The 26,199-nt window shown below is 65.0% G+C and carries 27 protein-coding genes; 12 read left to right on the top strand and 15 right to left on the bottom strand.

Features of this window, described 5'->3' with window-relative positions:
* Positions 1-31: 31 nt before the first annotated feature.
* On the bottom strand, positions 32-1,252 hold the full coding sequence (locus N2603_RS31460) for a cytochrome P450 (RefSeq protein WP_018648109.1): 1,221 nt from the start codon (positions 1,250-1,252) through the stop codon (positions 32-34).
* Between the two features lie 60 nt (positions 1,253-1,312).
* Positions 1,313-1,522, bottom strand: coding sequence for a ferredoxin (locus N2603_RS31455; protein WP_260385192.1), 210 nt, complete (start codon positions 1,520-1,522; stop codon positions 1,313-1,315).
* Positions 1,523-1,679: 157 nt separating this feature from the next.
* On the opposite strand from N2603_RS31455, the gene N2603_RS31450 reads away from it, so the two are divergent.
* Positions 1,680-2,327, top strand: a complete 648-nt coding sequence (locus N2603_RS31450; protein ID WP_260424304.1) for a TetR/AcrR family transcriptional regulator — start codon at positions 1,680-1,682, stop codon at positions 2,325-2,327.
* Here N2603_RS31450 and N2603_RS31445 read toward each other — a convergent pair.
* The 4 genes from N2603_RS31445 to N2603_RS31430 form a co-directional block, all read right to left on the bottom strand.
* On the bottom strand, positions 2,324-2,974 hold the full coding sequence (locus tag N2603_RS31445) for an aspartate/glutamate racemase family protein (RefSeq protein WP_260385191.1): 651 nt from the start codon (positions 2,972-2,974) through the stop codon (positions 2,324-2,326). The two genes, N2603_RS31450 and N2603_RS31445, sit on opposite strands and share 4 nt — an antisense overlap.
* 148 nt (positions 2,975-3,122) lie before the next feature.
* Positions 3,123-4,133 carry an amino acid ABC transporter substrate-binding protein gene (locus N2603_RS31440; protein ID WP_260385190.1) on the bottom strand — a complete coding sequence of 337 codons (1,011 nt, stop codon included), beginning with the start codon at positions 4,131-4,133 and terminating at the stop codon, positions 3,123-3,125.
* A 12-nt stretch (positions 4,134-4,145) separates the two neighbouring features.
* Positions 4,146-5,495, bottom strand: coding sequence for an aspartate aminotransferase family protein (locus tag N2603_RS31435; RefSeq protein ID WP_260385189.1), 1,350 nt, complete (start codon positions 5,493-5,495; stop codon positions 4,146-4,148).
* Positions 5,496-5,498: 3 nt separating this feature from the next.
* Positions 5,499-6,371, bottom strand: coding sequence for a MurR/RpiR family transcriptional regulator (locus tag N2603_RS31430; protein ID WP_260385188.1), 873 nt, complete (start codon positions 6,369-6,371; stop codon positions 5,499-5,501).
* 87 nt (positions 6,372-6,458) lie between these two features.
* Between N2603_RS31430 and N2603_RS31425 the strand changes: the two genes are divergently transcribed.
* The 3 genes from N2603_RS31425 to N2603_RS31415 all read left to right on the top strand — a co-directional run bounded on the left by N2603_RS31425 (position 6,459) and on the right by N2603_RS31415 (position 9,090).
* Positions 6,459-7,643 (top strand): amino acid ABC transporter permease, encoded by a 1,185-nt coding sequence (locus tag N2603_RS31425; RefSeq protein ID WP_260385187.1) that lies wholly within the window; start codon positions 6,459-6,461, stop codon positions 7,641-7,643.
* Between the two features lie 2 nt (positions 7,644-7,645).
* Positions 7,646-8,755 carry an amino acid ABC transporter permease gene (locus N2603_RS31420; RefSeq protein ID WP_260385186.1) on the top strand — a complete coding sequence of 370 codons (1,110 nt, stop codon included), beginning with the start codon at positions 7,646-7,648 and terminating at the stop codon, positions 8,753-8,755.
* A gap of 122 nt (positions 8,756-8,877) precedes the next feature.
* A complete protein-coding gene (locus tag N2603_RS31415; RefSeq protein ID WP_260385185.1) occupies positions 8,878-9,090 on the top strand; it encodes a hypothetical protein in 213 nt (70 codons plus the stop codon).
* A gap of 106 nt (positions 9,091-9,196) precedes the next feature.
* Here N2603_RS31415 and N2603_RS31410 read toward each other — a convergent pair whose 3' ends face one another.
* Positions 9,197-10,615 carry an amidase gene (locus tag N2603_RS31410; protein WP_260385184.1) on the bottom strand — a complete coding sequence of 473 codons (1,419 nt, stop codon included), beginning with the start codon at positions 10,613-10,615 and terminating at the stop codon, positions 9,197-9,199.
* Positions 10,616-10,734: 119 nt separating this feature from the next.
* The gene (locus tag N2603_RS31405; RefSeq protein ID WP_260385183.1) at positions 10,735-11,511 is read right to left on the bottom strand and encodes an SDR family oxidoreductase; all 777 of its coding nucleotides are present in this window, start codon (positions 11,509-11,511) and stop codon (positions 10,735-10,737) included.
* Between the two features lie 156 nt (positions 11,512-11,667).
* On the opposite strand from N2603_RS31405, the gene N2603_RS31400 reads away from it, so the two are divergent.
* On the top strand, positions 11,668-12,741 hold the full coding sequence (locus tag N2603_RS31400; RefSeq protein WP_018648097.1) for a tartrate dehydrogenase: 1,074 nt from the start codon (positions 11,668-11,670) through the stop codon (positions 12,739-12,741).
* Positions 12,742-12,900: 159 nt separating this feature from the next.
* Here N2603_RS31400 and N2603_RS31395 read toward each other — a convergent pair whose 3' ends face one another.
* The 5 genes from N2603_RS31395 to N2603_RS31375 form a co-directional block, all read right to left on the bottom strand.
* Positions 12,901-13,542 (bottom strand): suppressor of fused domain protein, encoded by a 642-nt coding sequence (locus N2603_RS31395; RefSeq protein WP_260385182.1) that lies wholly within the window; start codon positions 13,540-13,542, stop codon positions 12,901-12,903.
* 164 nt (positions 13,543-13,706) lie between these two features.
* Positions 13,707-14,780 (bottom strand): malate/lactate/ureidoglycolate dehydrogenase, encoded by a 1,074-nt coding sequence (locus N2603_RS31390; protein ID WP_260385181.1) that lies wholly within the window; start codon positions 14,778-14,780, stop codon positions 13,707-13,709.
* 147 nt (positions 14,781-14,927) lie between these two features.
* Positions 14,928-15,839, bottom strand: a complete 912-nt coding sequence (locus N2603_RS31385) for an NAD(P)-dependent oxidoreductase (RefSeq protein ID WP_260385180.1) — start codon at positions 15,837-15,839, stop codon at positions 14,928-14,930.
* Positions 15,840-15,851: 12 nt separating this feature from the next.
* Positions 15,852-17,102: a Zn-dependent hydrolase gene (locus N2603_RS31380; RefSeq protein WP_260385179.1), complete on the bottom strand. Its 1,251-nt coding sequence runs from the start codon at positions 17,100-17,102 to the stop codon at positions 15,852-15,854.
* A 122-nt stretch (positions 17,103-17,224) separates the two neighbouring features.
* Complete coding sequence (locus tag N2603_RS31375; RefSeq protein WP_018648092.1) at positions 17,225-18,142, bottom strand: LysR family transcriptional regulator; 918 nt, start codon at positions 18,140-18,142, stop codon at positions 17,225-17,227.
* Between the two features lie 120 nt (positions 18,143-18,262).
* Here N2603_RS31375 and N2603_RS31370 point away from each other — a divergent pair, with 120 nt between their 5' ends.
* The 6 genes from N2603_RS31370 to N2603_RS31345 all read left to right on the top strand — a co-directional run bounded on the left by N2603_RS31370 (position 18,263) and on the right by N2603_RS31345 (position 23,722).
* Positions 18,263-19,078: a putative hydro-lyase gene (locus tag N2603_RS31370; RefSeq protein WP_260385178.1), complete on the top strand. Its 816-nt coding sequence runs from the start codon at positions 18,263-18,265 to the stop codon at positions 19,076-19,078.
* 92 nt (positions 19,079-19,170) lie between these two features.
* Positions 19,171-20,415 (top strand): ABC transporter substrate-binding protein, encoded by a 1,245-nt coding sequence (locus N2603_RS31365; RefSeq protein ID WP_260385177.1) that lies wholly within the window; start codon positions 19,171-19,173, stop codon positions 20,413-20,415.
* 77 nt (positions 20,416-20,492) lie between these two features.
* On the top strand, positions 20,493-21,326 hold the full coding sequence (locus N2603_RS31360; RefSeq protein ID WP_246583944.1) for a branched-chain amino acid ABC transporter permease: 834 nt from the start codon (positions 20,493-20,495) through the stop codon (positions 21,324-21,326).
* Entirely contained in the window at positions 21,326-22,306 is a 981-nt protein-coding gene (locus N2603_RS31355) for a branched-chain amino acid ABC transporter permease (RefSeq protein WP_018648088.1), read from the top strand. The genes N2603_RS31360 and N2603_RS31355 overlap by 1 nt, the downstream gene beginning before the upstream one ends.
* Positions 22,303-23,034 (top strand): ABC transporter ATP-binding protein, encoded by a 732-nt coding sequence (locus N2603_RS31350; RefSeq protein ID WP_018648087.1) that lies wholly within the window; start codon positions 22,303-22,305, stop codon positions 23,032-23,034. Before N2603_RS31355 ends, N2603_RS31350 begins: the two co-directional genes overlap by 4 nt.
* The gene (locus N2603_RS31345; RefSeq protein ID WP_260385176.1) at positions 23,018-23,722 is read left to right on the top strand and encodes an ABC transporter ATP-binding protein; all 705 of its coding nucleotides are present in this window, start codon (positions 23,018-23,020) and stop codon (positions 23,720-23,722) included. The genes N2603_RS31350 and N2603_RS31345 overlap by 17 nt, the downstream gene beginning before the upstream one ends.
* 16 nt (positions 23,723-23,738) lie before the next feature.
* Here the strand turns inward: N2603_RS31345 and N2603_RS31340 are convergent, their stop codons facing one another.
* Both N2603_RS31340 and otnC read right to left on the bottom strand, forming a co-directional pair.
* Positions 23,739-24,140: a hypothetical protein gene (locus N2603_RS31340; protein ID WP_260385175.1), complete on the bottom strand. Its 402-nt coding sequence runs from the start codon at positions 24,138-24,140 to the stop codon at positions 23,739-23,741.
* Between the two features lie 341 nt (positions 24,141-24,481).
* Positions 24,482-25,168: a 3-oxo-tetronate 4-phosphate decarboxylase gene (gene otnC / locus N2603_RS31335; protein WP_260385174.1), complete on the bottom strand. Its 687-nt coding sequence runs from the start codon at positions 25,166-25,168 to the stop codon at positions 24,482-24,484.
* Positions 25,169-25,274: 106 nt separating this feature from the next.
* Between otnC and ltnD the strand changes: the two genes are divergently transcribed.
* Entirely contained in the window at positions 25,275-26,192 is a 918-nt protein-coding gene (ltnD, locus tag N2603_RS31330) for an L-threonate dehydrogenase (protein ID WP_260385173.1), read from the top strand.
* The last annotated feature ends 7 nt before the right edge of the window (positions 26,193-26,199 follow it).

Genomic DNA, 26,199 nt, shown 5'->3' with positions numbered 1-26,199 from the left:
CCGGCCTCCCAGGACATTTGCTGTCTCGAGGCTAGATGGCCTTTCCAAGCAGAAATGGCAACTGGCGGGGGCCGCGCACGGTCCCTTGCGACCAGGTCACGGTGCCCGCCGGGTCGAGCCGGAAGTCCGGGATTCGCTTCAACCATTCCTCGATTGCGACCTGCATCTCCATGCGCGCAAGGTTGGAACCGACGCAGCGATGGATGCCGAGGCCGAAGGCGGCGTGGCGGTTCTCCCGGCGGTCGATCACGACTTTGTCAGCGTCGGGAAACATCTTTGGGTCGCGGTTGGCGGCCGGGAAGGACAGCAGCACCATGTTGCCCGCCTTGACCGGGCAGCCCGAGATCGTGGTTTCCTTGACTACCTCGCGGGCCATGGTCACCGGCGAATAGGCGCGCAGTAGCTCCTCCACGGCGGTCGGGATCAGGGCGGGCTCTGCGATCAATCGCTCGCGGTCGGCCGGTGTCCGGGCGAGATGCCACAGCGAAGAACCGATCGCGCTCCAGGTGGTGTCGATGCCGGCGATCAGAAGCAGCCGCAGCGAGCCCAGCACGTGCGAATCCTCGAGCGGGTTGCCCTCCTTGTCCTTGGCGTTCATCAGATAGGAGATGAGATCGTCGGTCGGCCTCGATCTGCGCGCCTCGATATGCGTCCTGAAATAGTCGCTCATCTCGTGCACGGCCTGGAGCAGCATGTTCTCGTCTTTGATGCCGAGCTCCAGGATCATGTGGATCCAATTGATGAAGAGGTCGCTGTCGCTCTCGGGGATGCCGAGCATGTGCGCGATAGCCTGAACCGGGATGTATTTGCTGTAACGTGCGGCAGCATCCACCTTGCCGTCCGCGATGAACCCGTCGATCAGCTCGTTGCAGATCGCGCGCATCCGTGGTTCCAGCTTCTTCATCGCGTCCGGCGTGAACGGCGGCAGCAGCAACTGCTTGGCCGGCTTGTGCACGGGCGGATCGGACGTGATCGGAGGGGCGGCGTTCCTGGAAATTTCCGGCCGCACGTCGCGGACGATGATCCGGCGCGAGGAGAAATGCTCGGTGTCGTTGGCGATCTCGCGCACCGCCTCGTAAGTCGTCGGCATGTAGCAGCCGAGGAACCGCTCGGTGCGCACGACCGGGCTTGCGGCGCGCAGCTCATCCCAGATCGGGAAGGGATCGTCCGTCCATTGCGGATCGGTGTGGTCGAAGTCGTTGACCCAGTCGGTGACGGGCGGATGGGCGACAGGCTGGCTGACGTCGGACATCTCGAAAGATCCCTTGGGGCTCGTGTGCGCTGAAAGCATGCGGGACGGCCGGAGACCGCGCTATTCCTCGATCACATCGATGGCGATTTCCGGGCAGTTGGATTTGGCAAGCCACGCCTTGTCTTCGAGTCCCGGCGGGACCGCGCCATCGCCGGCTTCATGCGCGTTGCCGTATTCGTCGAGCTCGAACAGCTCCGGCGCCAGCGCCTTGCAGCGCGCGTGGCCCTGGCATTTGTCGGGATCGACGTGAACCTTCAGTCGCTCTGCCATGGCGGCGTCCTCGGTCGTTTTGCGTGCGCGCGAAAGGCGGCCCGCGTTCCTCGTGTCAATTTTGTCGGCGGCATTTGCCGCTCGCTTTAAGTTATATGCTATTACATTCGCGGCGGGCTTCCCCTGTCAAGCGCAAACTTATAGGCTTCGCCGTAACATGCGTTCACAACTCGCTCGCAAGCCCGAGAACACCTACCATCACGGCGACCTCCGGGACGCCCTGATCAAGGCGGCGTTGCGCGAGGCGGAGCGGGGCGGCGTCGAGGCGATCAGCATCAAGGCGCTGGCAAAACAGCTCGGCGTCTCGCAGCCGGCGCCGTATCGGCACTTCGCCGACCGTGATGCGCTGCTAACGGCGGTGACGGCGGAAGCATTCCGGCAGCTCAGTGCAACCTTTCGGGCGGCGATGGCGAAACCGTCAAAGCAGTCGAAGCTGTCGTTGCTGGCGCAGGCGATGCTGGACTTCGGATTGCGCCGTAACGGCATCTATCGCCTGATGTTTGCGTCCCGCACAGTGTCCTGCGCCGCCAAGGGCAGCGAGCTGCATGAGGCCACGCGCGAGACGTTCGGGCTCGTGATCGAGGCCCTGGAAGTGCCGGCCGTCGGCTATTTACGCGAGCGGCAGGCCCTCAAGATCTGGGCGGCGCTGCATGGCGTGGTGATGCTGGCCGAGCAGGGGCTTTTCACCGGCGAAGCTGCGCATACCACGCGTGAGGAGCTGGTCGAGGATTTTGTCAATGAGACGAAGGCCGCGCTGACGACCGCGATCAAGGACGCGCGGCGTCGGAAAAAGGCTGGAGCTTAGGCCTTCACCTTCAGCAGCCTCATCAGCTTCTCGACCGCGCTGTCCGGCGTCGTCACGACCGGGCGATCGGTGGCCTCCGCGACCAGCGGCGCCGTCGCCGCGATGCTGAACTGCGCCAGCGCGATGACATCGCAATCGCGCAAGTCGCGCGAGGCTTCCGCGATCAGCCGGTCGTGGGTGGCGCGATCGCCGCGGTCGAGCGCGGCCAGCGCGCCCTCGGCGAGCTTTGGCACGACCTGGACCGCGGCGGGGAATTCCGGCGGCATCGAGACCAGCGTTGGCGGGAAGGTGGAGAGCAGGCCGATCCGCTTGCCCATCGTCACCGCGCGCTCGATCATCGCTTCGTTCGGCTTCAGCACCGGCATCGGCGCATGCGCTTGTGCGACGGCCTCGATGCAGGGGCCGAAGGCCGAGCATGTGAACAGGATCGCGTTCACCCCGGTTGCCACAGCGTAGCCGCCGAGCGCGAGGAAGCGCTCGGTCATGGCGTCGGTGAGCTCACCGTCGCGCGCCAGATCCGCAGACAGGCTGTCGTCGAGCAGGTTCATCAGCCGCGCCTCGGGCCACGTCTTCGCGAACGCCGCTTCGATCGGGGCGATGGAATGCTTGAGGGCGTGGATGAGTGCGATGCGAGGGGGCGTCGTCATTGAACGTGACTACCTGGTAGGTCTCGCGCCCCGGACGCAGCGCAATGCGAAGTATTGCGTTGCAGAGCCGGGGCCCATTGTGGCCGCTGGGTTCCGGCCCTGCGCAGCGCCGTTGCACGGCGCAGCGCGTCCGGGACACGCGTGCTGTTTACTTGAACGGCACGGCGTACATCACGCCGCCCTTGCTCCAGAGGCCGTTGAGGCCGCGGTCGAGCTTGAGCGGGCTCGCCTTGCCGACGTTGCGCTCATAGATCTCGCCGTAATTCCCGGTGGCCTTGATCGCCGTGACCAGCCATTTGTTGTCCAGCCCGAGCCGCGAGCCGAGATCGCCGGAGGCGCCCAGCAGGCGCTGGATCGCGGGGGTCTGCGACTTCGTCATCTCCTCGACATTGGCTTGCGTCACGCCGAGCTCCTCGGCCTCGATCAGGCCGTAATGCAGCCAGGTGATGATGTCGCTCCACACCTCGTCACCGTTGCGGGTGAAGGGCCCGAGCGGCTCCTTGCTGATGGTCTGCGGCAGCACGACGTAGTCGGCCGGGTTCGGCGCCGCGGTCGTCACCGCGCCGGCGAGTGCGGAGGCATCCTGGGTCATGGCATCGCAGCGGCCGCCGAAGAAGGTCTGGTACATGGTATCGACGCGGTCGAACACCAGCGGCTTCCAGTCGATGCCGTTGGCGCGGCCGTAATCGCCGAGCGTGACCTCATGCGTCGTGCCCTGCGCGACGCAGACGGTGGCGCCCTTGAGGTCCTTCAGCTCCTTCACGCCGAGGTCCTTCTTCACCACAAAGCCCTGGCCGTCGTAGAAGTTGATCGGACCCTGGCGCAGGCCGAGCGTCACGCCGCGCAAATAGGTCTGCGTCGAGTTGCGGTAGAGCACGTCGATCTCGCCCGATTGCAGCGCGGTGAAGCGGTTTTGCGCCGTCAGCGAGACGTAACGTACCTTGCTGGCATCGCCGAGCACGCCGGCGGCGAGCGCACGGCAATAGTCGACGTCGAGGCCCTTGTAATTGCCTTGCGAGTCCGGCGCCGAGAAGCCGGCAAACCCGGCGCTGACGCCGCACACCAGCGTGCCGCGGCTCTTCACCGTATCCAGCGTCGCCGCCGACGCAACGACCGTCGATGCCGCGAGCACGCCCGCTGCGATAACCACGTTCCTCATATTACTCTCCCCTCAGTGATTGACACTACGCAATACGTTGTCGACGGCCGTGCCGAGCTTGTCGACGATCTGATCGATCTCATCTGCCGATGCGATATAGGGCGGCGCCAGCAGCACATGATCGCCGCGCACACCGTCGACGGTGCCGCCACCGGGATAACAGCCGAGCCCGTTCGCGAAGGCTTCGGCCTTGATCTTCTGATGCAGCTTGAGCGCCGGATCGAACGAAGCGCGCGTCGCGCGATCGGCGACCAGCTCGATCGCCCAGAACAGCCCGCGGCCCCTGATGTCGCCGACATGGCGGTGATTGCCGAAGCGCTCGGTCAGGCGCTGCTCGAGCTGCTTGCCGCGTTCCTTGACGCGGTCGAGCAGGCCGTCCTCGCGGATCACATCCTGCACCGCGAGCGCGGCCGCGCAGGCGAGGGGATGTGCGAGGTAGGTATGGCCGTGCTGGAACGCGCCCGACCCCGCGCGGATCGTGTCGATGATCTTGCCGCTCGCAAGCATCGCGCCGATCGGCTGGTAGCCACCGCCGAGGCCCTTCGCGATCGCCTGGATATCCGGGGCGACGCCTTCCTGTTCCCAGGCGTGCGTCGTGCCGGTGCGGCCCATGCCGCTCATGACCTCATCGAGGATCAGCAGCGCGCCGTGCCGGTCGCAGATTTCGCGCACCGCCTTGAAGTAGCCGTCCGGCGCGGTCACCGCGCCGGCGGTGGCTCCGAGGACGGGCTCGGCCAGGAACGCCGCCACAGTGTCAGGGCCAAGCCGCTGGAATTCGGCTTCGAGCTCCGCGGCCAGTCGCGCCACGAACTGTGCGTCGGATTCCTCCTCGCGCTTCTCGTGATAGGCAAAGGCCGGCGTGACGTGGCTGAATGCAGAGGAAAGCAGCGGTGCATAGGGTGCGCGCCGCCAGGCATTACCGCCGGCGGCGAGCGCGCCGAGCGTGTTGCCGTGATAGCTCTGCCGTCGCGCGATGAAGTGCTGCCGCTGCGGCTCGCCGCGCTCGATGAAATATTGCCGCGCCAGCTTGATGCTGGCCTCGATCGCCTCCGACCCGCCGCTGACGAAATAGGCGTAGGCGAGGCCCCCCGGCTCGTGCCCGACCAGCCTCTCGGCCAGCGCCTCCGCCGGCTCGGAGGAGAAGAAGGCGGTGTGGGCATAGGCCAGCGTCGAGGCCTGTTTCGCCATTGCGGCGATCACGCGCGGGTGCTGGTGGCCGAGGCAGGAGACGGCCGCGCCGCCGGAGGCGTCGATCACACGGCGTCCGTCCTCGGCAAACAGATAGACGCCTTCGCCGCCGATCGCCTTTGGCGGTGTTTCGCGCAGCGAGCGATGCAGCACGCGGCTGGTGCGAGTGCTCATGGATCAACCTTTCTCTGAGACGTAAGTCGAGGCCGCGGCAAGCCGCGCTTCGGTGTTTTCCAGACGCTTCTTCGCGGCGACGCCGCCAAGCGAGAACGTGACCGCAGCGAGCGATTGCGCGATGGCGATCGCGCCGGTGAGGCTGGGAAAGAAACCGGGGGAGGAGGCCGCTTCGAACAGCAGCACATGGTCGGCGCCCTCGGCCATCGGCGCCGCGGGGCTGTCGGCGATCGCGATCAGCGTTGCGCCGCTGCGATGAGCGGCCTGCGCGACGCGGACGCTCGCATGCGTGTAAGGCAGGAAGCCCACGACGATGACGGCTTCGCCGGGACGGAACGCACCGAGATCGAGATCGTCGGGGCCGGATGCGCCTACGAGTTGCGCCTGCTCGGGCCGGAACAACCGCAGCTCGTAATTCAAGAGCTCCGCCACGCTGCGGCAGCTCCGATAGCCCGCGATCCATATCCGCTTCGCATCGTGCAGCGCGCGGGCCGCGTCCGCAATGGGGTGTGCCGGAATGCGCGGCAGGCCGGCGGCCTCGGCCTCGAGCTTGTCGATGACGAGCGCGACATCGGCGTTGGGGCCATGACGCCGGCTTTTTGCGCGGCCGGAAAAGGGCGAGGTCTGCGACGGCCGCCGCGCCTCGGTCAGCGCCGCGCGCAGCTCGTCCCAGCCGGAATAGCCGATCGCCTTGGCGAGCCGGGTGAACGCCGCGGGATCGGCGCCGGCAACGGCTGCAAGGTCGCGCATCGAACGGGTGGTGGCGTCGTAATCATTAGCGGCGACGAAACGGCCGACCTCCTGCAGGCGCAGGGGGAGCGATGGCAATGCGATGCGCAGTTCGCTCAGGGGCGAGGATTTCGCGGGCTCGGCCATGAAACATTTGTTGCATGAAACGAGGTTTGGTGCAACAGTTGACGTGCGCCGCCGGAAATCGCTGCATTTGAGAAGGATTTTTGTGCTGTGACCGCCGATCATCCCAGACCGCCGCCGCGCCGCCGCTTCCTCGCGCTCGGGCGCAACGAATTGAAGGGCCTGTTCTGGCAGGTGCTGGTGGTCGGGATCGCGGTCGGAGTGATCGCCTTCCTCTGGTCCAACACAGTCACCAACCTGTCGGCCCGTCGCATCACCACCGGCTTCGCCTTCCTCGGCCGCGAGGCCGGCATGCCGATTGCCGACAGCCTGCTCGCCTACAATCCGAGGGATACGTATCTCTGGGCCTTCGTCGTCGGCATCGCCAACACGCTGCGTGTCGCAGTGATCGGCATCGTTCTGGCGACCGTCCTCGGCACGCTGATCGGTATCTCCAGGCTGTCGGCCAACTGGCTGCTGTCGCGGCTCGCCGCGGTCTATGTCGAAACGCTCCGCGATATCCCGCTGCTGCTCCAGCTCCTGTTCTGGTACGTGCTGATGCAGGCGCTGCCCGCCGCGCGCGCCGCGTGGCGGCCCGTCGAGGGCGTGTTCCTCTCCAATCGCGGCCTGATCCTGCCGGCGATCCCATTCGGGCCGCCACAGCTTTGGGTGCTCGGCACGGGGGTGCTGGGTCTGGCTGTGTTCTATATCATCCGGCGGCGGCTGATCGCCCAGCAGATGCGCGACGGCAAGCCGCGGCCGGCCTGGCCCTTTGCGCTCGGTCTCATCGTTGCGGCGCCGGCGGCCGTCTCGCTGGTGCTCGGTGTCTCCTGGACGATCGAATGGCCGCAGCTGCGCGGGTTCAATTTCGTCGGCGGGCTGACGCTCGCGCCGGAATATTTCGCGCTGCTGATCGCGCTCGTGACCTACACCTCGGCCTTCATCGCCGAGATCGTCCGCAGCGGCATTCAGTCGGTGCCGCGCGGCCAGTGGGATGCCGCCAATGCGCTCGGCCTGCGCCGCAGCTTCATGCTGCGGCAGATCATCCTGCCGCAGGCGCTGCGTGTGATCGTGCCGCCGATGACGAGCCAGTATCTCAACCTGACCAAGAACTCCTCGCTGGCGGTCGCGATCGGTTACCAGGACGTGGTCTCGGTCGCCAACACCACGCTGAACCAGACCGGGCAGGCGATCGAGGCTATCGCGCTGATCATGGCGGTGTTCCTGACCATCAGCCTTTCCATCAGCTTCTTCATGAACTGGTACAACGCGCGCATCGCGCTGGTGGAGCGCTGAGCATGACTGCGATCACCGACATCCCCGATGCACCCCGCGCCGCCCGCCGGCCGCAGACGGGTAATCCGGTGCTGCGCTGGCTGCGCAAGAACCTGTTCTCGTCGATTCCCAACGGCATTCTTTCAATCGTGCTGTTGGCGATTCTCGCCAAGGGCATTTTCAGCTTCGTGCAATGGGGCCTGGCGAACGCGGTCTGGCTGACGCCGGCGAACGATTCCAGCGCTTGCCGCGCCGTGCGTGGCGTCGGTGCTTGCTGGGCCATCATTCCCGAAAAGTACCGCTTTATCTTGTTCGGCACCTATCCGTTCGACGAGCAGTGGCGACCGGCGCTGGCAGTGCTGCTGTTCATCGCGCTGTACTATCTCTCGACCCGCCGCGCGCTGTGGCGGCGCGAGCTGATCTATCTCTGGATCGGCGCGCTGGCGCTGATCAGCGTGCTGATGTGGGGCGGCGTGTTCGGCCTGTCCTTCGTCTCGCAGGACCGTTGGGGCGGCCTTCCGGTGACGCTGATCCTGGCGACGTTCGGTCTCGCCTTCGGCTTCCCGCTCGGCATCCTTGTCGCGCTCGGCCGGCGCTCGAAGCTGCCGGCGATCCGCTCGCTCAGCGTGCTCTATGTCGAGCTGATCCGTGGCGTGCCGCTGGTCAGCCTGCTGTTCATGGCGAGCGTGATGTTTCCGCTGTTCATGCCCAGCGGATTCAACATCGACAAGCTCTTGCGCGCCCAGATCGCGATCATCCTGTTCGCCGGTGCCTATCTTGCCGAGGTCATCCGCGGCGGGCTCCAGGCCGTGCCGCGCGGGCAATATGAAGCCGCCGACGCGCTGGGACTGTCCTACTGGCGCAAGCACCGGCTGATCGTCCTGCCGCAGGCGATCCGCCATGTCATCCCGCCGCTGGTCAACACCTTCATCGCCTTCTTCAAGGATACCAGTCTCGTCCTGATTATCGGCATCTTCGACCTGCTGACGACGGCCAAGACCGCGATCATCGATCCTGCCTGGCAGCAGTTTTCGGTCGAGGTCTACATCTTCGTGGCGGCGATCTACTTCGTGTTTTGCTTCGCGATGTCGCGCTACAGCCGCAGCCTGGAGACGCATACGGCATCGAGGTAACGCTGGACCACGAAATGCCTATGCGACGCCTATGACGCGAGCCCGGATTCAGACTGGAATTCCTACGTTGCCAAAGCCATCTCCAGTTTGCTGGTGGCATTCAACAAGAGGCACGTTGAATCATGATGAAGTCTGTTCTTGCCGCGTCGGCCGTTCTGGTCGCGCTTTGCTCCGCCGCCGCCGCGCGCGAGGTGGTGCACCATCCCTATGCGAACTCGGAAGCCGCCGTCCAGGTGTCGCAAGTCCATCCGGGCTCCATGGGCTATTCAGCCATGGCCGAGGACGCCGGCTATGATGCGCACCAGTACCACGGCGGTCCCAAAATGAACGACTAGGACTGACCTTGGCGGCCACGCGGTGGTGACTGGCGGCCTACCAATGGTTTGATGGCGGAGATGCCGGCACCGGGGGACAGTCAAGGTCCCGCCGGTGCGGCGTATCTTATGCCTTCACCTTCGGGGCGATCGGCGTCGTTCCGCGCAGGCCGAGAATGTCCTCCAGCACCTTTGCGCCGGCGATCACCTGCGCGTCGGCGCGCGGGGCGCCCACCACTTGCACGCCGACCGGCAGACCCGACGCCGTGAAGCCGCAGGGCAGCGACAGCGAGGGGCAGCAGGCGAGCGTGATGGCGTAGACGATGCCGAGCCATTCGATGTAGTTCTCGAACCTCTTGCCGTCGCATTCGGCGACGTAGCGGTTTTCGATCGGGAAGGGCGGCACGATCGTCGTCGGTGTCAGCAACAGATCATAGGTCTTGAAGAACTCGACCGCGCGGGCGGTCATGCCGACGCGCTGCGCCTCGGCGCGCGCGAGCTGCTCGACCGTGAGCTTGAGGCCCTCCTCGATGTTCCAGATCACCTCGGGCTTGAGCAGGTCGCGCTTGGTGCGCAGCAGATTGGCCTTGGTGATCGCGAAATCGAAAGCGCGCAGCACGTGGAAGCATTCATGCGCCTCGCGCCAGTCCGGATGCGCCTCCTCGACGATGGCGCCGGCTTCCGCGAAACGTTCGGCGGCCTTGCGCGTGATCGCCTTCACTTCGGGATCAACAGGGGTGATGCCGAGATCGGGCGAATACGCGATGCGCTTCGGTCTCTTGCCCGCCTGGGCCGCCGACAGGAACGAGGTTGCGGGCGCCGGCAGCGATAGCGGATCGTCCGCATAGTCGCCGCTCATGGCATCCAGCAGCAGCGCGAGATCCTCGACGTTGCGTGCCATCGGGCCAACCACGCCGAGATTGCGATCGATGCCCGATTTGGGGGTATGCGCGACGCGCCCGATGCTCGGCCGCATGCCGACGACGCCGCAGAATGCTGCCGGGCTGCGCAAAGATCCGCCCATGTCGGAGCCCTGCGCCAGCCAGGCCATGCCGGTCGCAAGGGCCACGGCCGCGCCGCCGGAGGAGCCGGCTGCCGATTTCGTCGTATCCCAGGGATTGAGCGTCGCGCCAAACACCTCGTTGAAGGTGTTGGCGCCGGCGCCGAACTCCGGCGTGTTGGATTTGGCGTAGACCAGCGCGCCGTTGGCTTCGAGGTTCTCGACCATGAGGTCGGACTTCGCGGGAATGTTGTCCTTGAAGATCGGCGAGCCCTGCGTGTTCAGCACGCCGGCGACGTCGGTCAGGTCCTTGATCGGCACCGGCAGGCCCGCGAGCAGTCCGCGCGCACCGGCCGGTTTCTGCATCATGGCTTTCGCATTGGTCCGCGCGCGATCGAAGCACAGGATCGGCAGGGCGTTCACCTTGCCGTCGACCTCACCGATGCGCTTCTCCAGCACATCCAGCAGCTCGAGTGGCGAGACGTCGCCGGAGCGCAGCTTGTCAACGACGGTGCTGGCGGTTTCACGGGTCAGGTCTTGAGACAACTATCTTACTCCTGTGCTTATTTTAGTTCGTCATTGCGAGCGTAGCGAAGCAATCCAGACTGCTACCCGCGGATACAATCCTGGATTGCTTCGCTGCGCTCGCAATGACGAGGATAGGGCTAGCCCCAGCCTGCGCTGATGCCGCCGTCGACCGTGTAGATCACGCCCGAGGTATAGCCGGCGCGATCCGAGGCCAGGAACGCCATGAGGTCGCCGATCTCGCGCGCGTGCGCGGGGCGGCCGAGCGGCAGGCTCTTCTGGAATTCCTTGTAGCGGCTCTCGTCGCCGAACTGGTGCTTTGCGCGCGTCTTGAGCAGGGTGACGTGGCGGTCGGTGCCGACAGGACCGGGATTGATGCCGACCACGCGGATGTTGTCGGCAAGGCTCTTGCCGCCGAGCGCACGGGTGAAGGCCATCAGCGCCGCATTGCCGGCGCTGCCGCAGATGTAATTGGCGTCGAATTTCTCGCCGGCCGCGCCGATGTCGTTGACGATGACGCCGCCGCCCTTGGCCTTCATCTGCGCGTAGATATACCGCGTGAGGTTGATGTAGCCGAACACCTTCAATTCCCAGGCGTGCCGCCAGGTTGCCTCGTCGATCTTGTCGATCGAGCCGCCGGGGATATCGCCGGCGTTGTTGACGAGGACGTCGATGTCGGCGGCTTCCTTGGCCAGCCGCGCCACGTCCTCTTCCTTGCGCAAGTCGACAATGCTCGTCGTGGCGTCGATCTGGTGCGCGGCGCGCAGGCGGTCGGCCAGCGCTTTCAGCGCCTCGCCGCTGCGGGCTGCCAGCAGGAGATGCGCGCCTTCCTCGGCAAACGCCTCGGCGGCGGCTGCGCCAATGCCCTTGGATGCGCCGGTGATCAGGACGCGCTTGCCACGCAGATGCAGATCCATGGGGAGTACTCGCAGGATGGGAACAGGATAAAATCAGTAGGCGCCCGGCTGCGCCATGGTCAACATTGCAGTGCAGCGTTGCACTGCCGCCGACTTTGGTTCATTGCAGTGCGGTCAAAAAAGACGGCGCTGCCGGACCAACCAAGGACGTTCTCGATGAGCAAGAAACAATACCGGATCGCGGTCATTCCCGGCGACGGCATCGGCAAGGAAGTGATGCCGGAAGGCCTGCGCGTTCTGGAGGCGGCCGCGAAGAAGCATGGAGTTTCCGTGCATTTCGACCATTTCGACTTCTCGTCCTACGATTATTACGAGAAGCACGGCCAGATGATGCCCGATGACTGGAAGGAGAAGATCGGCAAGCACGACGCGATCTATTTCGGCGCGGTCGGCTGGCCGGCGAAGATTCCCGATCACGTCTCGCTGTGGGGCTCGCTGATCAAGTTCCGCCGCGAGTTCGACCAGTACGTAAATTTGCGTCCGGTGCGGCTGATGCCCGGCGTGCCGTCGCCGCTGGCGGGCCGCAAGCCCGGCGACATCGATTTCTGGGTGGTGCGCGAGAACACCGAAGGCGAGTATTCCTCGGTCGGCGGCCGCATGTTCCCGGACACCGACCGCGAGTTCGTCACCCAGCAGACGGTGATGACCCGCACCGGCGTGGATCGCATTCTCAAGTTCGCCTTCGAGCTCGCGCAGTCACGGCCGAAGAAGCACCTGACCTCGGCGACCAAGTCCAACGGCATCTCCATCACCATGCCCTATTGGGACGAGCGTGTGGAGGCGATGGCCAAGAAGTTCCCGGGCGTGAAGTGGGACAAGTACCACATCGACATTCTCACCGCGAACTTCGTGCTGCATCCGGACTGGTTCGACGTCGTGGTCGGCTCGAACCTGTTCGGTGACATCCTGTCCGATCTCGGCCCCGCCTGCACCGGCACGATCGGCATCGCGCCGTCCGGCAACATCAATCCCGAGGGCGATTTCCCCTCGGTGTTCGAGCCGGTGCACGGTTCGGCGCCTGACATCGCAGGGCAGGGCATTGCCAACCCGATCGGTGCGATCTGGTCAGGCGCAATGATGTTCGAGCATCTCGGCGAGAAGGAAGCCGGCAAGTCGATCGTCGAGGCGATCGAGCGCACGCTCGCCGAACGCACGCTCCGCACCAAGGACCTCGGCGGCAATGCCGACACCACGGCCTGCGGCAAGGCGGTCGCGGATATGGTGGATTGAGGCGGGGCGACACTGCGTAGGGTGGGTTAGCCCCGCGGCCGCGCGAAGCGTGGTCCGCTGGGCGTAACCCACCTCTTGTGTTTCCGCGGATACGAACAGTGGTGGGTTACGCCGCGCAGATGCGCTTCGCGCGTCCGCACGACTAACCCACCCTACGCTTCAAACATAAGTCTTCCGCGCCGGATCGAAGATCGGCGGATAATCATTCTCGTCGAGCAGATCGAGAAACGGGTCGAGACCCCTGGTCTTGATGAGCCCGAGCTCCTGATGCGAGATCAGGTTCACGGTCAAAATCTCCACGGGATCGCCCGCGATCTCCAGCGCCTCGGCTATCTGCTTATCAGGGCCGATGATCGGTGTGAGAAACAGGAACGTCTGGAAGTCCGTTCCTGCAACCGGCGGCCACGGCAGCGCGACGCGATGGCCGAAGCCGAACCAGGTCGTGTCGACGAACGGCAGATTGGCCAGCCAGCGAAGATTTGCGCAAACCTCCTCTGTCGGTTCGCGGACATACCACATCAGCTCGGCACGCGGCTTTGCGTCCCCAGGTACCCCCGGCATCCGTTGCTCGCTCATGCCGTTGGTCAGAAGCACGTAGCCTTCGTCAGATCCCTCCTGGCACACCGGCACGAAATCACGGCCAAAGGCGTGGATGTCGATGCGGCGCTCCGCGCTTTCCTTGAAGCTGTGTTCGGGCTCGCCCAGCTCGTTTTCATAGATGGCGAGCCGATGCCGGTAGAGGTCGGCTGCGGGTAACGGCTCGCTCGAGCCGGACATGAGCTTTGCAAGACGGGAGAACATGTGAACCTCGGGGCGGATGTGGACCGGGATATCCGCGTTGTCGCGAGACGACGCGGGCCGGTTCAAATCCGCTCCACGAGGGCGGCGATGCTGCGCTTTAGTCCAGACCTACTTGCGCGATAGTGCAGTCGGCCGGGCTATTCTCAGCGATGCGCTTCATTCGGTCAGCCCACAATCTTCTCGATCGCCGCCTGATCCAACCCGAACTTCTTCCCGGCCTCCAGAATCTCCTGCCAGGTGGTCGGATCGACCGGAATGCCCTGGGCGAGGCGCTTCTTCTTGGTCTCGCGCTCGGGATCGCCGGCGATCAGTACCTTGTCGACGCCGGGGCCGGGCGGTGAGCCGGTGTGCCAGGCAACAAAACTCTCGACTTCGCGCGCGAGATTTTCGCCGGTGCCGAGCTTGCCCGGGTCGATGATGATCGAGAGCATGCCGTTGAGGACGTTGTACTTGCCGTCGGACGGGCCCTTGACCACTTGCCCGCCGGAGAGCGCGCCGCCGAGGATTTCGCACACGAGCGCGAGCCCCGAACCCTTGTGCTCGCCGAACGGCAGGATCGCACCGTATGGCGGGATCACGGTGTAGCGCGGATTGGTGGTCGGCTTGCCTTCATTGTCGATGATGGTGCCGGGCTCGAGCTCGACGCCCTTGTTGTGGGCGACGCGGGTCTTGCCTTGCGCGATCCTGCTGGTGGCGAAGTCGAGCACGATGGGGTCCTTGCCCCTGCGCGGGATGCCGACGCAGAACGGGTTGGTGCCGTGACGGGCATCGCTGCCGCCCCAGGGCGCCACGATCGGGCGCGAGATCACGTTGACGAAGTGGATCGAGACCAGCCCGTGGTCGATGCACTGCTCGGCCCAGTGGCCGATGCGGCCGATATGGTGCGAGTTGGAGAGGCCGACGAGACACACGCCGTTGCGCTTGGCGCGCTCGGCCGCCAGCTCCATCGCTTCATGGCCGATCACCTGGCCGTAGCCGGTGAGACCGTCGAGGGTGAGAAGCGGACCCGTGTCGAGCACGATCTTGACGTGCTGGTTCACGGCGAGGCCGCCGTTGGTGACGCTCTGGACATAGCGCGGGATCATGCCGACGCCGTGCGAGTCGTGTCCTTTAAGATTGGCCTCGACGAGGTTGCTGGAGACGAGATCGGCTTCGCGGTCCGAGGAGCCGCCCGCCTTGACGATGGCGCGGATGGCGTTGGTGAGAGGCTCTGCCTTGATGGTGCGATAGTCGGCCATTGTTGTTGCTCTTATCCTTTCACGATTTGATGGCGGCGTAGGGTGGGTTAGGCGGAGCCGTAACCCACCTCTTCCGTCTCCGCGGAAGTAGAAGTGGTGGGTTAGGCCGAGCAGATGCGCTTGCGCATCTGCAGGAGCTAACCCACCCTACGAATTTACGATCCGGCGGCAGTGAACCCACGCCGCTTCAATCAGGTTTTCGCTCGCCTCCGGCGTGCGGAACGCCGAATGCGCCGACAGCGTCACGTTCGGAATCTTCGTCAGCGGATGATCGCCGGGCAGCGGCTCGATGTTGAAGACGTCGAGGCCGGCATGGCGGATATGGCCGGACTTCAGCGCGTCGATCATCGCGGCTTCGTCGACGATCGCGGCGCGGGCGGTGTTGACGAGGATGACGCCGGGCTTCATCGCAAAAATCTTCTCGCGGGTGATCATGCCGCGCGTCTCGTCGTTGAGCAGCAGATGCAGCGACACGACGTCGCTCTTGGCGAGTACAGTATCGAGATCGGTGAAAGTGACGCCGGGATAGCTCTTCGGCGAGCGGTTCCAGGCGATCACCTTCATACCGCTGCCGATGGCAATGCGCGCGACCTCTGCGGCGATGCCGCCGAAGCCGATCAGGCCGAGCGTCTTGCCGGTGAGCTGCATGCCGTCCTCGCGCAGCCAGCTGCCGGCGCGCATCTCGCGGTCCATCATCGCGATGACGCGGGCCGAGGCCCACATCAGCGCGATCGCGGATTCCGCCACGGCGGTGTCGCCATAGCCTTTGATCAGATGCACGGAGATGCCGAGCTCGGCGAGTTCCTCCGGGTTCATGTAGCTGCGCGCGCCGGTGCCGAGGAATACGACGTGCCTCAGGCGGGTGCATTGCTTCGCCACCTCGGTCGGCAGCGCAGTGTGGTCGACGATCGCGATCTCGGCTCCGTCGAGGATCTCAGGATATTGCTCGGGCTTGATATCGGGATCCCGGTGGATCCGCACCTTGGGGTCACCGGGCTTCTCCAGCCGCTCCATGATCACGGCGAGGGCTTCGTTGGCGTCGACGAAAACTCCGCGCATGACTGTCTCCAATCAGGAAGCGACGCCGGCGATCGCCAGCACGGTGTGCATGAGGACGTTGGTGCCCGCAGCGCAGTCCGGCTGCGTAGCATCTTCCAGCTCGTTGTGGCTGATGCCGTCCTTGCAGGGCACGAACACCATCGCTGCCGGCATGACGGTGTTGAGATTGCAGGCGTCGTGGCCGGCGCCGGAGGTAATGCGGCGGGAGGAATAGCCGAGCGTCTTCGCCGCGTTCTCGACGGCCGCGATCAGCTTCGGATCGAAATGCGTCGGCGGCTTGCGCCAGACGAGATCGATCTTGACCTCGACCTTCCGGCGCGCGGCGATCTCGGCGATGGCGGCGCGCAGGTCGCGGTCGAGCGCATCCATGATGGCGCCATCCGCGCTGCGGCAGTCCATGGTGAAGGCGATCTCGCCGGGAATGACGTTGCGCGAGGGGTTTGCGATCACGGCCTCGCCGATGGTGCCGACTGCGTTCGGGCCGTGCTTCTTCGCAATCGCCTCCATCGCCAGCACGATCTCCGACAGCGTTGCCAGAGCATCGCGACGCAGCGGCATCGGCGTCGAGCCCGCATGGCTCTCGAAGCCGGAGATCTTGCCGTCGTACCAGAGCACGCCCTGGCCGGAATCGACGACGCCGATGGTCTTGCCTTCGGCTTCCAGGATCGGGCCCTGCTCGATATGCAGCTCGACGAAGCAGCCGAGCTTCTGGAAGCCGACCGGCTTGTCGCCGCGATAACCGATGCTATCGAGCGCCTGGCCGACGGTGGTGCCGTCGATGTCCTTGCGCGACAAAATGTCGTCGGTGGTGAAATCGCCGACATAGGCGGCGGAGGCCATCATCGCCGGCGCGAAGCGCGAGCCTTCCTCGTTGGTCCAGTTGACGACGCAGATCGGCGCCTCGGTCTCGATGCCGGCATCGTTCAGCGTGCGGATCACTTCCAGCGCGCCGAGCGTTCCCAAAATGCCGTCATACTTGCCGCCGGTCGGCTGGGTGTCGAGGTGCGAGCCGATGCCGACGGGCAGCTTCGACATGTCGCGGCCCTTGCGCAGGCCGAACTGCGAGCCGAGCGCGTCGACATGCACCTCGAGGCCGGCATCCTCGCAGGCCTTGCGGAACCAATCGCGCACCTGCTTGTCTTCGCCGCTCAGCGTCAGCCGCCGCACGCCGCCCTTGGCCGTCGCGCCGAACTGCGCGGTCTCGTGAATGGAGCCCCAGAGGCGGGCGGAATCGATTTGCAGGTTGGTGGCGGCTCGGCTCATGCGGTCAGTCTCTCAGTTGTCATTCCGGGACGGCTCGAAGAGCCGAACCCGGAATCTCGAGATTCCGGGTTCGATGCTGTCGCATCGCCCCGGAATGACGTTGAAGGTTGCCCGGCTCTTTTTCAATGACGCGCCAGCGCGGGCGCGTCAACCGCGAGGCTGCTCTGCGCAATCTGACATGCAAGCTCGGCGACGCGCTCCACGGCGACGACGTCGGGTGAGGCGAGCCAGCTTGCCGTGAACGTCAGCGGTGCGATCGCAAGATCGGTGTCGAGCAGCTGCAACCGCCCGTCGGCGAGCTCGTTCTCGACGATGGCATCGGGGATCACGGCGATGCCGAGCCCCTCGACCGCCATGTGGATGACGGTCGCCAGCGAAGCGGACGCATGCAGCCGGATCGGCGGCAGCTCCGGCCGGTCGAACACCTCGCGCACGACCTCATAAGGCTTGGTCTTGCGCGGGAAGGTGATGATCGGAAACCGCGCGAGCTCCGCCGGCGTGACCGGGCCCTTGCCGAGCCCGAGCGAGGGGCTTGCTAGGAATCCGATCGGGTAGTCGGCGAGCACGCGGTTGTGCACGCCGGAGGCCGACAGCGGCCCGACCACGAAGGCGAGTTCGATCTCCTGCGCGAGCAGGCGCGCGGTGAGGTTCGGCGTGATGTCGACCTCGATCTCCAGCGAAAGGTTCGGATAGATCTCGTTCACGCTCTTCACGAGGCGCGGCAGCCAAGTGTGCACGATGGTTTCGGCGACGCCGAGCCGCATCACGCCGCGCATCGCCGAGCGGTCGCCGATCTCTGCCATCATCTGCGCGCGCAGGCCGATCAGCTTCTCGGCATAGACCATCATCTGCCGGCCGCTTGGCGTTGGCGAAGCGACGCGATGATCGCGGTTCAGCAGCTTCACGCCCATCTCGCGCTCGAGCTGGGCGATGCGCTGGGAGATCGCCGGCTGGGTGGTGTTGAGCCGTGCGGCGGCGCCGCGAAAGCTGCCGAGCTTCACAACCCAGAGGAATGTCTCGATCGACCTGAAGTCCAGCATTGGAAGGATTTTCCCAGTCGATAAATTGGATTTATCGAGATTGATTAGAAAGGAAGATTAGACTTTATAGCACGCTTGGTGTTGGCTTGTCTTTGTCGAGTTTATAGGCAGGTCAATCGCATGACTGTTTTGGTGGCAGCGCAGCAAACTGAAACACCTGACGCCCTCCCGAGCCGCCAGGCGCGGCTCGCCTATCGCGCCGGCGAGGTGGGGTCGACCGCCGGGGTCGCCCCCGGCTTCGTCCAAGGCAATCTGGCGATCCTGCCTGCCGAATATGCCAGCGCCTTTCACCGTTTCTGCCAGCTCAATCCGAAACCGTGCCCGATCATCGGCATGTCCGACGCCGGCAGCCCGCATATTCCGGCGCTCGGCGCCGATCTCGACATCCGCACCGATGTTCCCCGCTACCGCGTCTGGCGCGACGGCGAAGTCGTCGACGAGCCGACCAATGTGAAGAGCTACTGGCGCGACGATCTCGTGACCTTCGTGCTCGGCTGCTCGTTCTCGTTCGAGGAGGCTTTGCTCGACGAGGGTATGCCGATCCGCCACATCGAGCAGAACGTGCGCGTGCCGATGTACCGCACCAACATCGCCTGCGGCGAGGCCGGCCCGTTCGCGGGCCCCATGGTGGTGTCGATGCGCCCGTTCAAGCCGGCCGATGCGATCCGCGCGGTGCAGATCACCTCGCGCTATCCCGCAGTGCATGGTGCCCCCGTGCATCTCGGCCATCCACACCTGATCGGCATCAAGGACATCGCCAAGCCCGACTACGGCGACCCCGTACCTGTCGCCGATGACGAGATTCCGGTATTCTGGGCCTGCGGCGTGACGCCGCAATCGGTGATCAACGCGGCGAAGGTACCCTTCGCGATCACGCATTCGCCCGGCCTGATGCTGGTGACGGATCTGAAGAACAGGACCATGGCCGTGATTTAATGGGCAGCGTTTGCTGCTTCTTCAGGCTTTACGCTATCTGCCAATCGCTTCATTCGATACGCGCAAAATTCGGATAACAGGGGACTTTGCCAATGACGATCACTCGCCGCGACGTTCTGCTCGGAGCCACCGCCGCCGCTGCGCTGCTGCCGCTAGCTGCGCGTGCGCAAACCTCTGAAGTGGTGATCGGCGCAACCTATCCGCTGTCGGGCTCCGGTGCCCAGGTGGGCGTCGATGCGCAGCGTGCGTTCGAGACCGCGATCGACATCATCAACAACGACCAGGACTTCGAGCTTCCGCTGGCAAAGGGCGTCGGCTTGCCGGGCCTCGGCGGCGCCAAGATCCGTATCGTCTATGCCGACACCCAGGGCGACCCCCAAAAGGGACGCGCCGAAGCCGAGCGCCTGATCACGCAGGAGAAGGTCTCCGCCATCCTCGGTTCCTACCAAAGCGCGGTCGCAGTCACGATCAGCCAGATCTGCGAACGCTACCAGATTCCGTTCATGTCGGCGGACAACTCCTCCCCGAGCCTTCATCGCCGCGGTCTGAAGTATTACTTCCGCGCCTCGCCGCATGACGAGATGTTCTCGGCCGGGATGTTCGACTTCCTCGATGCGATGAAGAAGAAGGGCGACAAGGCCCAGACGCTGGCGCTGTTCCACGAAGACACCATCTTCGGCACCGACTCCGCCAACGCCCAGACCAAGCTCGCGACCGAGCGCGGCTACAAGATCGTCGCCGACATCAAGTACCGCGCCAACTCGCCGTCGCTGTCGGCTGAGGTGCAGCAGCTCAAGGCTGCCAATGCCGACGTGCTGATGCCGTCGAGCTACACCACGGACGGCATCCTGCTGGTCAAGACCATGGCCGAGCTCGGTTACAAGCCGAACGCGATCGTGGCCCAGGCGGCCGGCTTCTCCGAAAAGGCTCTCTACGACGCCGTCGGCGACAAGCTCGAGGGGGCGATCACCCGCGGCAGCTTCTCGCTCGATCTCGCCGCCAAGCGGCCGATGGTCGGCAAGATCAACGATCTGTTCAAGGCGAAGTCGGGCAAGGACCTCAACGACAACACGTCGCGGCAGTTCATGGCCATGATCATCATGGCGGACGCCATCAACCGCGCCAAATCGACCGACGGCGAGAAGATCCGCGATGCACTCGCCGCGACCGAGATGCCGGGCGAGCAGACCATCATGCCCTGGAAGCGCGTCAAGTTCGACGAGTCGGGCCAGAACAACGATGCCGATCCGGTCCTGCTGCAATATGTCGGCGGCAAGTTCGTCACCATCTTCCCGTCGCAGGCGGCGGTGGCCGACGCAATCTGGCCGATGAAGTAAGCGATCAGATTGCGGGCGGGGGACGAAGCGACGTGACAGCTGAAACGATTATCCAGAGTCTTGCGAGCGGCCTACTGATGGGGCTGCTTTACGGACTGATTGCCGTCGGCCTGGCGTTGATCTTTGGCCTGATGGACGTCGTCAACTTCGCCCATGGCGAATTCCTGATGCTGGCGATGTACGTGACATTCTTCCTGTTCACGTTCTTCGCGATCGATCCACTGCTGTCGGCGCCGCTGGCCGCTGCCGCCCTGTTCGTTCTGGGGGCGGCGGTCTATCTCGTCATCGTGAGGTTTGCGATGCGGGCCAAGGCCAATGTCGGCATGGTGCAGATCTTCGCGACCTTCGGCCTCGCGATCGTGATGCGCGGCCTGGCGCAGCTGTTCTTCACGGCCGATTATCGCAGCGTCCCCAACTCATGGCTCGGCGGCAAGACGGTATCGGTCGCCGGAATCTACCTGCCGCAGCCGCAGCTGTTCGGCGCGCTGGTCGCGATCGCCGCGTTCGGCGGGCTCTACCTCTTCATCAACCGCACCGACTTCGGCCGCGCGCTGGAAGCGACCCGCGAGGATCCCGGCGCGGTGGCCCTCGTCGGCATCGACAAGAACCGCGTATTCGCGCTTGGCTGGGGCCTCGGCGGTGCGCTGGTCGGGCTTGCCGGCGCCATCATGGCGACGTTCTTCTACATCTATCCCGACGTCGGCGCGTCCTTTGCGCTGATCGCTTATGTCACGGTGGCGCTCGGCGGCTTCGGCAGCGTGTTCGGCGCCTTTGCCGGCGGCATCGTCGTAGGCCTGGTCGAAGCCACCACTGCGTTGATCCTGCCGCCATCGCTGAAGTCGGTCGGCATCTACGCGGTCTATCTGCTCGTCGTGTTCATTCGGCCGCGTGGCCTGTTCGGGTCGATGTGATGGACAAGCAATTCGTCGAGCGGCGCCGCCGCGACCTCATCACCGCCGCCGGTCTCGCCGCCGTCGCCGCGATCGTGCCGCTGTTCGTCAAGGACGTCTACGTCCAGAACATCATGGTGCTGACGCTGATGTACGCGGCGTTGTCGCAGAGCTGGAACATCCTGTCCGGCTATTGCGGACAGATATCGCTCGGACATGCGCTGTATTTCGGGCTCGGTGCCTACACCACCGCGCTGCTGTTCACCAAGTTCGGCGTGCTGCCTTGGTTCGGCATGATCGCCGGCGGGCTGATCTCGGCCGCAATCGCGATGGCGCTGGGCTATCCCTGCTTCCGCCTCGGCGGCCACTACTTTGCGATCGCCACCATCGTGATCGCCGAGATCGGATTGCTGCTGATCCAGAACTGGGATTGGGCGGGCGCGGCCCTCGGCATCGACATTCCCGTGCGCGGAGACAGCTGGCTGAAATTCCAGTTCACGCGCTCGAAACTGCCATACTTCTACTTCGCGCTGGTGCTCGCCTGCGTCGCCTGGTTCGTCACCTGGTGGCTGGAAGATTCCAAATGGGGCTATTGGTGGCGCGCGGTGAAGGACAATCCGCAGGCGGCCGAGAGCCTCGGCGTCGTCGTGTTCAACTCGAAGATGGGCGCGGCGGCGGTCTCCGCCTTCCTGGTCGCGGTCGGCGGCAGCTTCTATGCGCAGTTCGTTTCCTACATCGATCCCGGAAGCGTCATGGGCTTCCAGTTCTCGCTCTTGATGGCGTTGCCGGCAGTGCTGGGCGGCATCGGCACGCTGTGGGGGCCGATGCTCGGCGCCGTCATCCTGATCCCGATCACCGAGCTGACGCGGTCCTATATCGGCGGCTCCGGCCGCGGCGTCGACTTGATCGTCTATGGCGCGCTGATTGTCCTGATCGCACTCGCGCGGCCGGAGGGTCTGGTCGGCCTGTTCTCGCGCCGGCGCAAGGAGGCCACGCGATGACGGCGCTCCTGGAAACCCGCGGCGTCTGGCAGCGCTTCGGCGGCCTGATCGCCAACAGCGACGTCTCGATCTCGGTCGGGCGCGGCGAGATCGTCGGCCTGATCGGCCCGAACGGCGCCGGAAAGTCGACGCTGTTCAACCTGATCGCCGGCGTGTTGCCGCCAACCCAGGGCTCGATCATCTTCGACGGCGAGGATGTCACCAATCTGCCGGCGGCCGCGCGCTGTCAGCGCGGAATCGGGCGCACCTTCCAGGTGGTCAAGAGCTTCGAGACCATGACTGTCATCGACAACGTCATCGTCGGCGCTCTCGTGCGCAACACCGTGATGCGCGAGGCCCGCCGCAAGGCGCATGAGGTGCTGGAATTCACCGGCCTGGCCGCGCGCGCCGACGTGCTCGCGAGCGACCTCGTGCCGGCCGAGAAGCGCCGCCTCGAAGTCGCGCGTGCGCTCGCGACCGAACCGAAGCTGTTGCTGCTCGACGAGGTCCTCACCGGCCTGACGCCCACCGAGGCGCAGACCGGCGTGGCCCTGGTGCGCAAGGTGCGCGAGACCGGCGTCACCGTGCTGATGGTCGAACACGTCATGGAAATCGTGATGCCGCTGGTCGATCGTGCCATCGTGCTCGACCTCGGCAAGGTGCTGGCCGAGGGCAAGCCTTCCGACGTCGTCCGCGATCCCAACGTGATCAAGGCATATCTGGGAGATCGTCATGCTGTCGGTGCATGAAGTCACGACCGCCTATCAGGGCCTGGTCGCGATCTCCGCGGTCTCGATCAATGTCGAGAAGGGCGAGATCGTCTGCGTTGCCGGCGCCAATGGCGCGGGCAAGTCGACGCTGCTGAAATCCATCGCCGGCGCCGAGCGTCCGCGCTCGGGCACGGTGACCTTCGACGGCAAGCGCCTCGACGGCATGGCGCAGCATCTCATCACCGCAACTGGCATCGCCTATGTGCCGGAGAACCGCCGCCTGTTCCCGCGTCTGTCCGTGCGCGACAATCTTCGTCTCGGCAGCTACCTCTACCGCGGCGATGCGAATCGCGAAGGTCCGCTCGATCTGGTCTTCACGCTGTTCCCGCGTCTCCAGGAACGTTTGGAGCAGCGCGCCGAGACGCTCTCCGGCGGCGAGCAGCAGATGCTCGCGATCGGTCGCGCGCTGATGACGCGCCCGCGGCTGTTGATGCTGGACGAGCCCTCGCAAGGAATCATGCCGAAGCTGGTGGACGAGATCTTCCAGGCGGTGAAGCGCATCCGCGACGCCGGCATGACCGTGCTGATCGTCGAGCAGCGCATGGCCGAGTGCCTGGAGATCGCCGACCGCGCCTACATCCTGCAGACCGGCCGCGTGCTGATGCAGGGCCCATCCGCGGAGATCAAGGGCAATCCGGACGTCAGGAAGGCGTATCTCGGATTGTAGCCGCTCGCTACGATCCCTATCCCGATTGCTTCTTGTTCCGGTTCTTGCTTGCGCCGCGCAGCGTTGACGCGGGCGCCGAGGGTTGCCCGAAGCCATTCATCTGGATGCAAGAGAGCAGGTCGACATAGCTTTCGATGCCACCGGCGGAGGCCTCGGCGTAACATTGGGTGCGAATTGTCTCGGGCGTTGTCGTCCAGATGGACCCGAGCTGCTGCTGGGCGGTTTGCTCGTCGTTCATGCAGGCCTCGTAGGACTGCGGCTCGGTCAGCGACTTGTCGATCTCCTGAGTTGCCTTGCAGTTGGCCTCGACCTTGAGATCGGGGACGCCGCCGCGCGCGGACGTCTGGGCGTTTGCGGAAAGTGACAGGGCAATAAAGCAGGCGGCAGACAGGACGGTGCAGGATACTTTGAAATCCATGACAATTCTCCTGGCGATCGATGAAACAACTCCTTCAGTCAATTACAGGGGGATCATGTGCTCGCGATCCCGCTGATGCAAATCAATTCCGGCAGTGTCAGACGGTGTCGTAGCCCGGATGAGCAAAGCGATATCCGGGGCCGCTGGTCCCGCATATCGCTTTGCTCATGCGGGCTACGATCGTCTCGTTCCACAATCTCTGCCGTCATCCTGAGGTGCGCGCTCTTCGCGCGCCTCGAAGGATGGGCCGTGAGCGCCTGTAGCCCCATCCTTCGAGGCTTCACCTTGCGATGCGTTTGCATCGCAAGGCTCGCACCGCAGGATGACGGCGGAGTATGCGGCTAATGGCCGTGCCCGTGCTCCGGCAACGTCACCCCGAACACGTTCGCCAGATCCTTCACCTGCTCCGGCGACAGATACCGCGGGTTCATCCCGCGCAGCAGCAGGTACAGCTTCGCCGTCTCCTCCAGCTCTTCCGTGGCGAACACCGCGGCCTCCAGCGTGTCGCCGGCGACGACCGGGCCGTGATTGGCGAGCAGCACGGATGAATACTTCCCCGCCAGGCCCTTGATCGCATCCGCCACCGCCGGATCGCCCGGGCGATAATAGGGCACGAGCGCGGTGGCGCCGCACTTCATCAGGTAATAGGCCGTCATCGGCGGCAGCGCGGCGCGCGGGTCGATCTCGGGTAGCATCGAGAGCGCGACAGAATGGGTGGAGTGCAGATGCACGATCGCGCGTGCGCTGCCGCGCGTGTCGTAGAGCGCAGTGTGCAGCGGAACTTCCTTGGTCGGGGCATCGCCCGAGATCAGCCGGCCGGCTTCGTCCAGCCGCGACAGCTTTGCGGGATCGAGGAAGCCGAGCGAGGCGTTGGTCGGCGTCACCAGCCAGCCGCCGCCGTCCAGCCTGACACTGATATTGCCGGAGGATCCCGGCGTCAGCCCGCGCTCGAACAGGGACCGTCCGAAGCGGCAGATATCCTCACGCAGCCGGGTCTCGTTGCTCGTTTCAGTTCTCATGGCCGTCATGTCCGCTTGTCTCACGCTTTGGCAGCGCGGCCAAGCCGTGTTATTCGGTTGCCAAGCTGCCGCAAAGGGCGGCTATTCGGGAAACGTTCGCAAGGATCAGTTGCATATGTCCGCCACCACGTCACAAAATCAGCGTATCGCCGTCGTCGGGCTCGGCTCGATGGGATTTGGCATGGCGACCTCGCTGCAGCGCGCCGGCCATGCCGTCACCGGCTGTGACGTCTCGGCTGACGCGGTGGCGCGCTTCGTGAAGGACGGCGGCGCCGGCGCCAAGACGCCGGCCGAGGCGGCCAGGAGCGCCGATATCGTCGTCAGCGTCGTCGTCAATGCCGCCCAGACCGAGGCGATTCTGTTCGGCAAGGACGGGGCCGCCGAGACCATGCCGAAGGACAGCGTGTTTGTGTCCTCCGCCACCATGGATCCGGAGGTGGCGCGGCGCCTCGCCAAGCAGTTGGAGGCGACTGGCCGGCATTATCTGGACGCGCCGATCTCCGGCGGGGCGCAGCGCGCCGCGCAGGGCGAGCTGACGATCCTGGCCTCCGGCAGTGCCGCTGCTTTTGCGAAAGCGCGACCAGCGCTCGATGCCATGGCGGCAAAGCTCTACGAGCTTGGCGATGCCGCTGGCCAAGGCGCCGCCTTCAAGATGATCAACCAATTGCTGGCAGGCGTGCACATCGCCGCCGCGTCGGAAGCGATGGCGTTCGCGGCCAAGCAGGGGCTCGACATCCGCAAGGTCTATGAGGTGATCACCGCCTCTGCCGGCAATTCCTGGATGTTCGAGAACCGCATGCCGCACGTGCTCGACGGCGACTACGCGCCGCGCAGCGCCGTCGAGATCTTCGTCAAGGACCTCGGCATCATCCAGGATATGGCGCGCAGCGCCCGATTCCCGGTGCCGGTCTCGGCCGCCGCGCTCCAGATGTTCCTGATGACGGCAGCCGCCGGCATGGGCCGCGATGACGACGCCTCGGTCGCGCGCATGTATGCGCAGGTCACCGGCGTGAAGCTGCCCGGCGACAAGTAAACCAGAG

It is taken from the genome of Bradyrhizobium huanghuaihaiense, from assembly GCF_025200885.1.
Taxonomy (GTDB): domain Bacteria; phylum Pseudomonadota; class Alphaproteobacteria; order Rhizobiales; family Xanthobacteraceae; genus Bradyrhizobium; species Bradyrhizobium huanghuaihaiense.
This window is presented reverse-complemented; position numbering and strand designations above follow the sequence as displayed.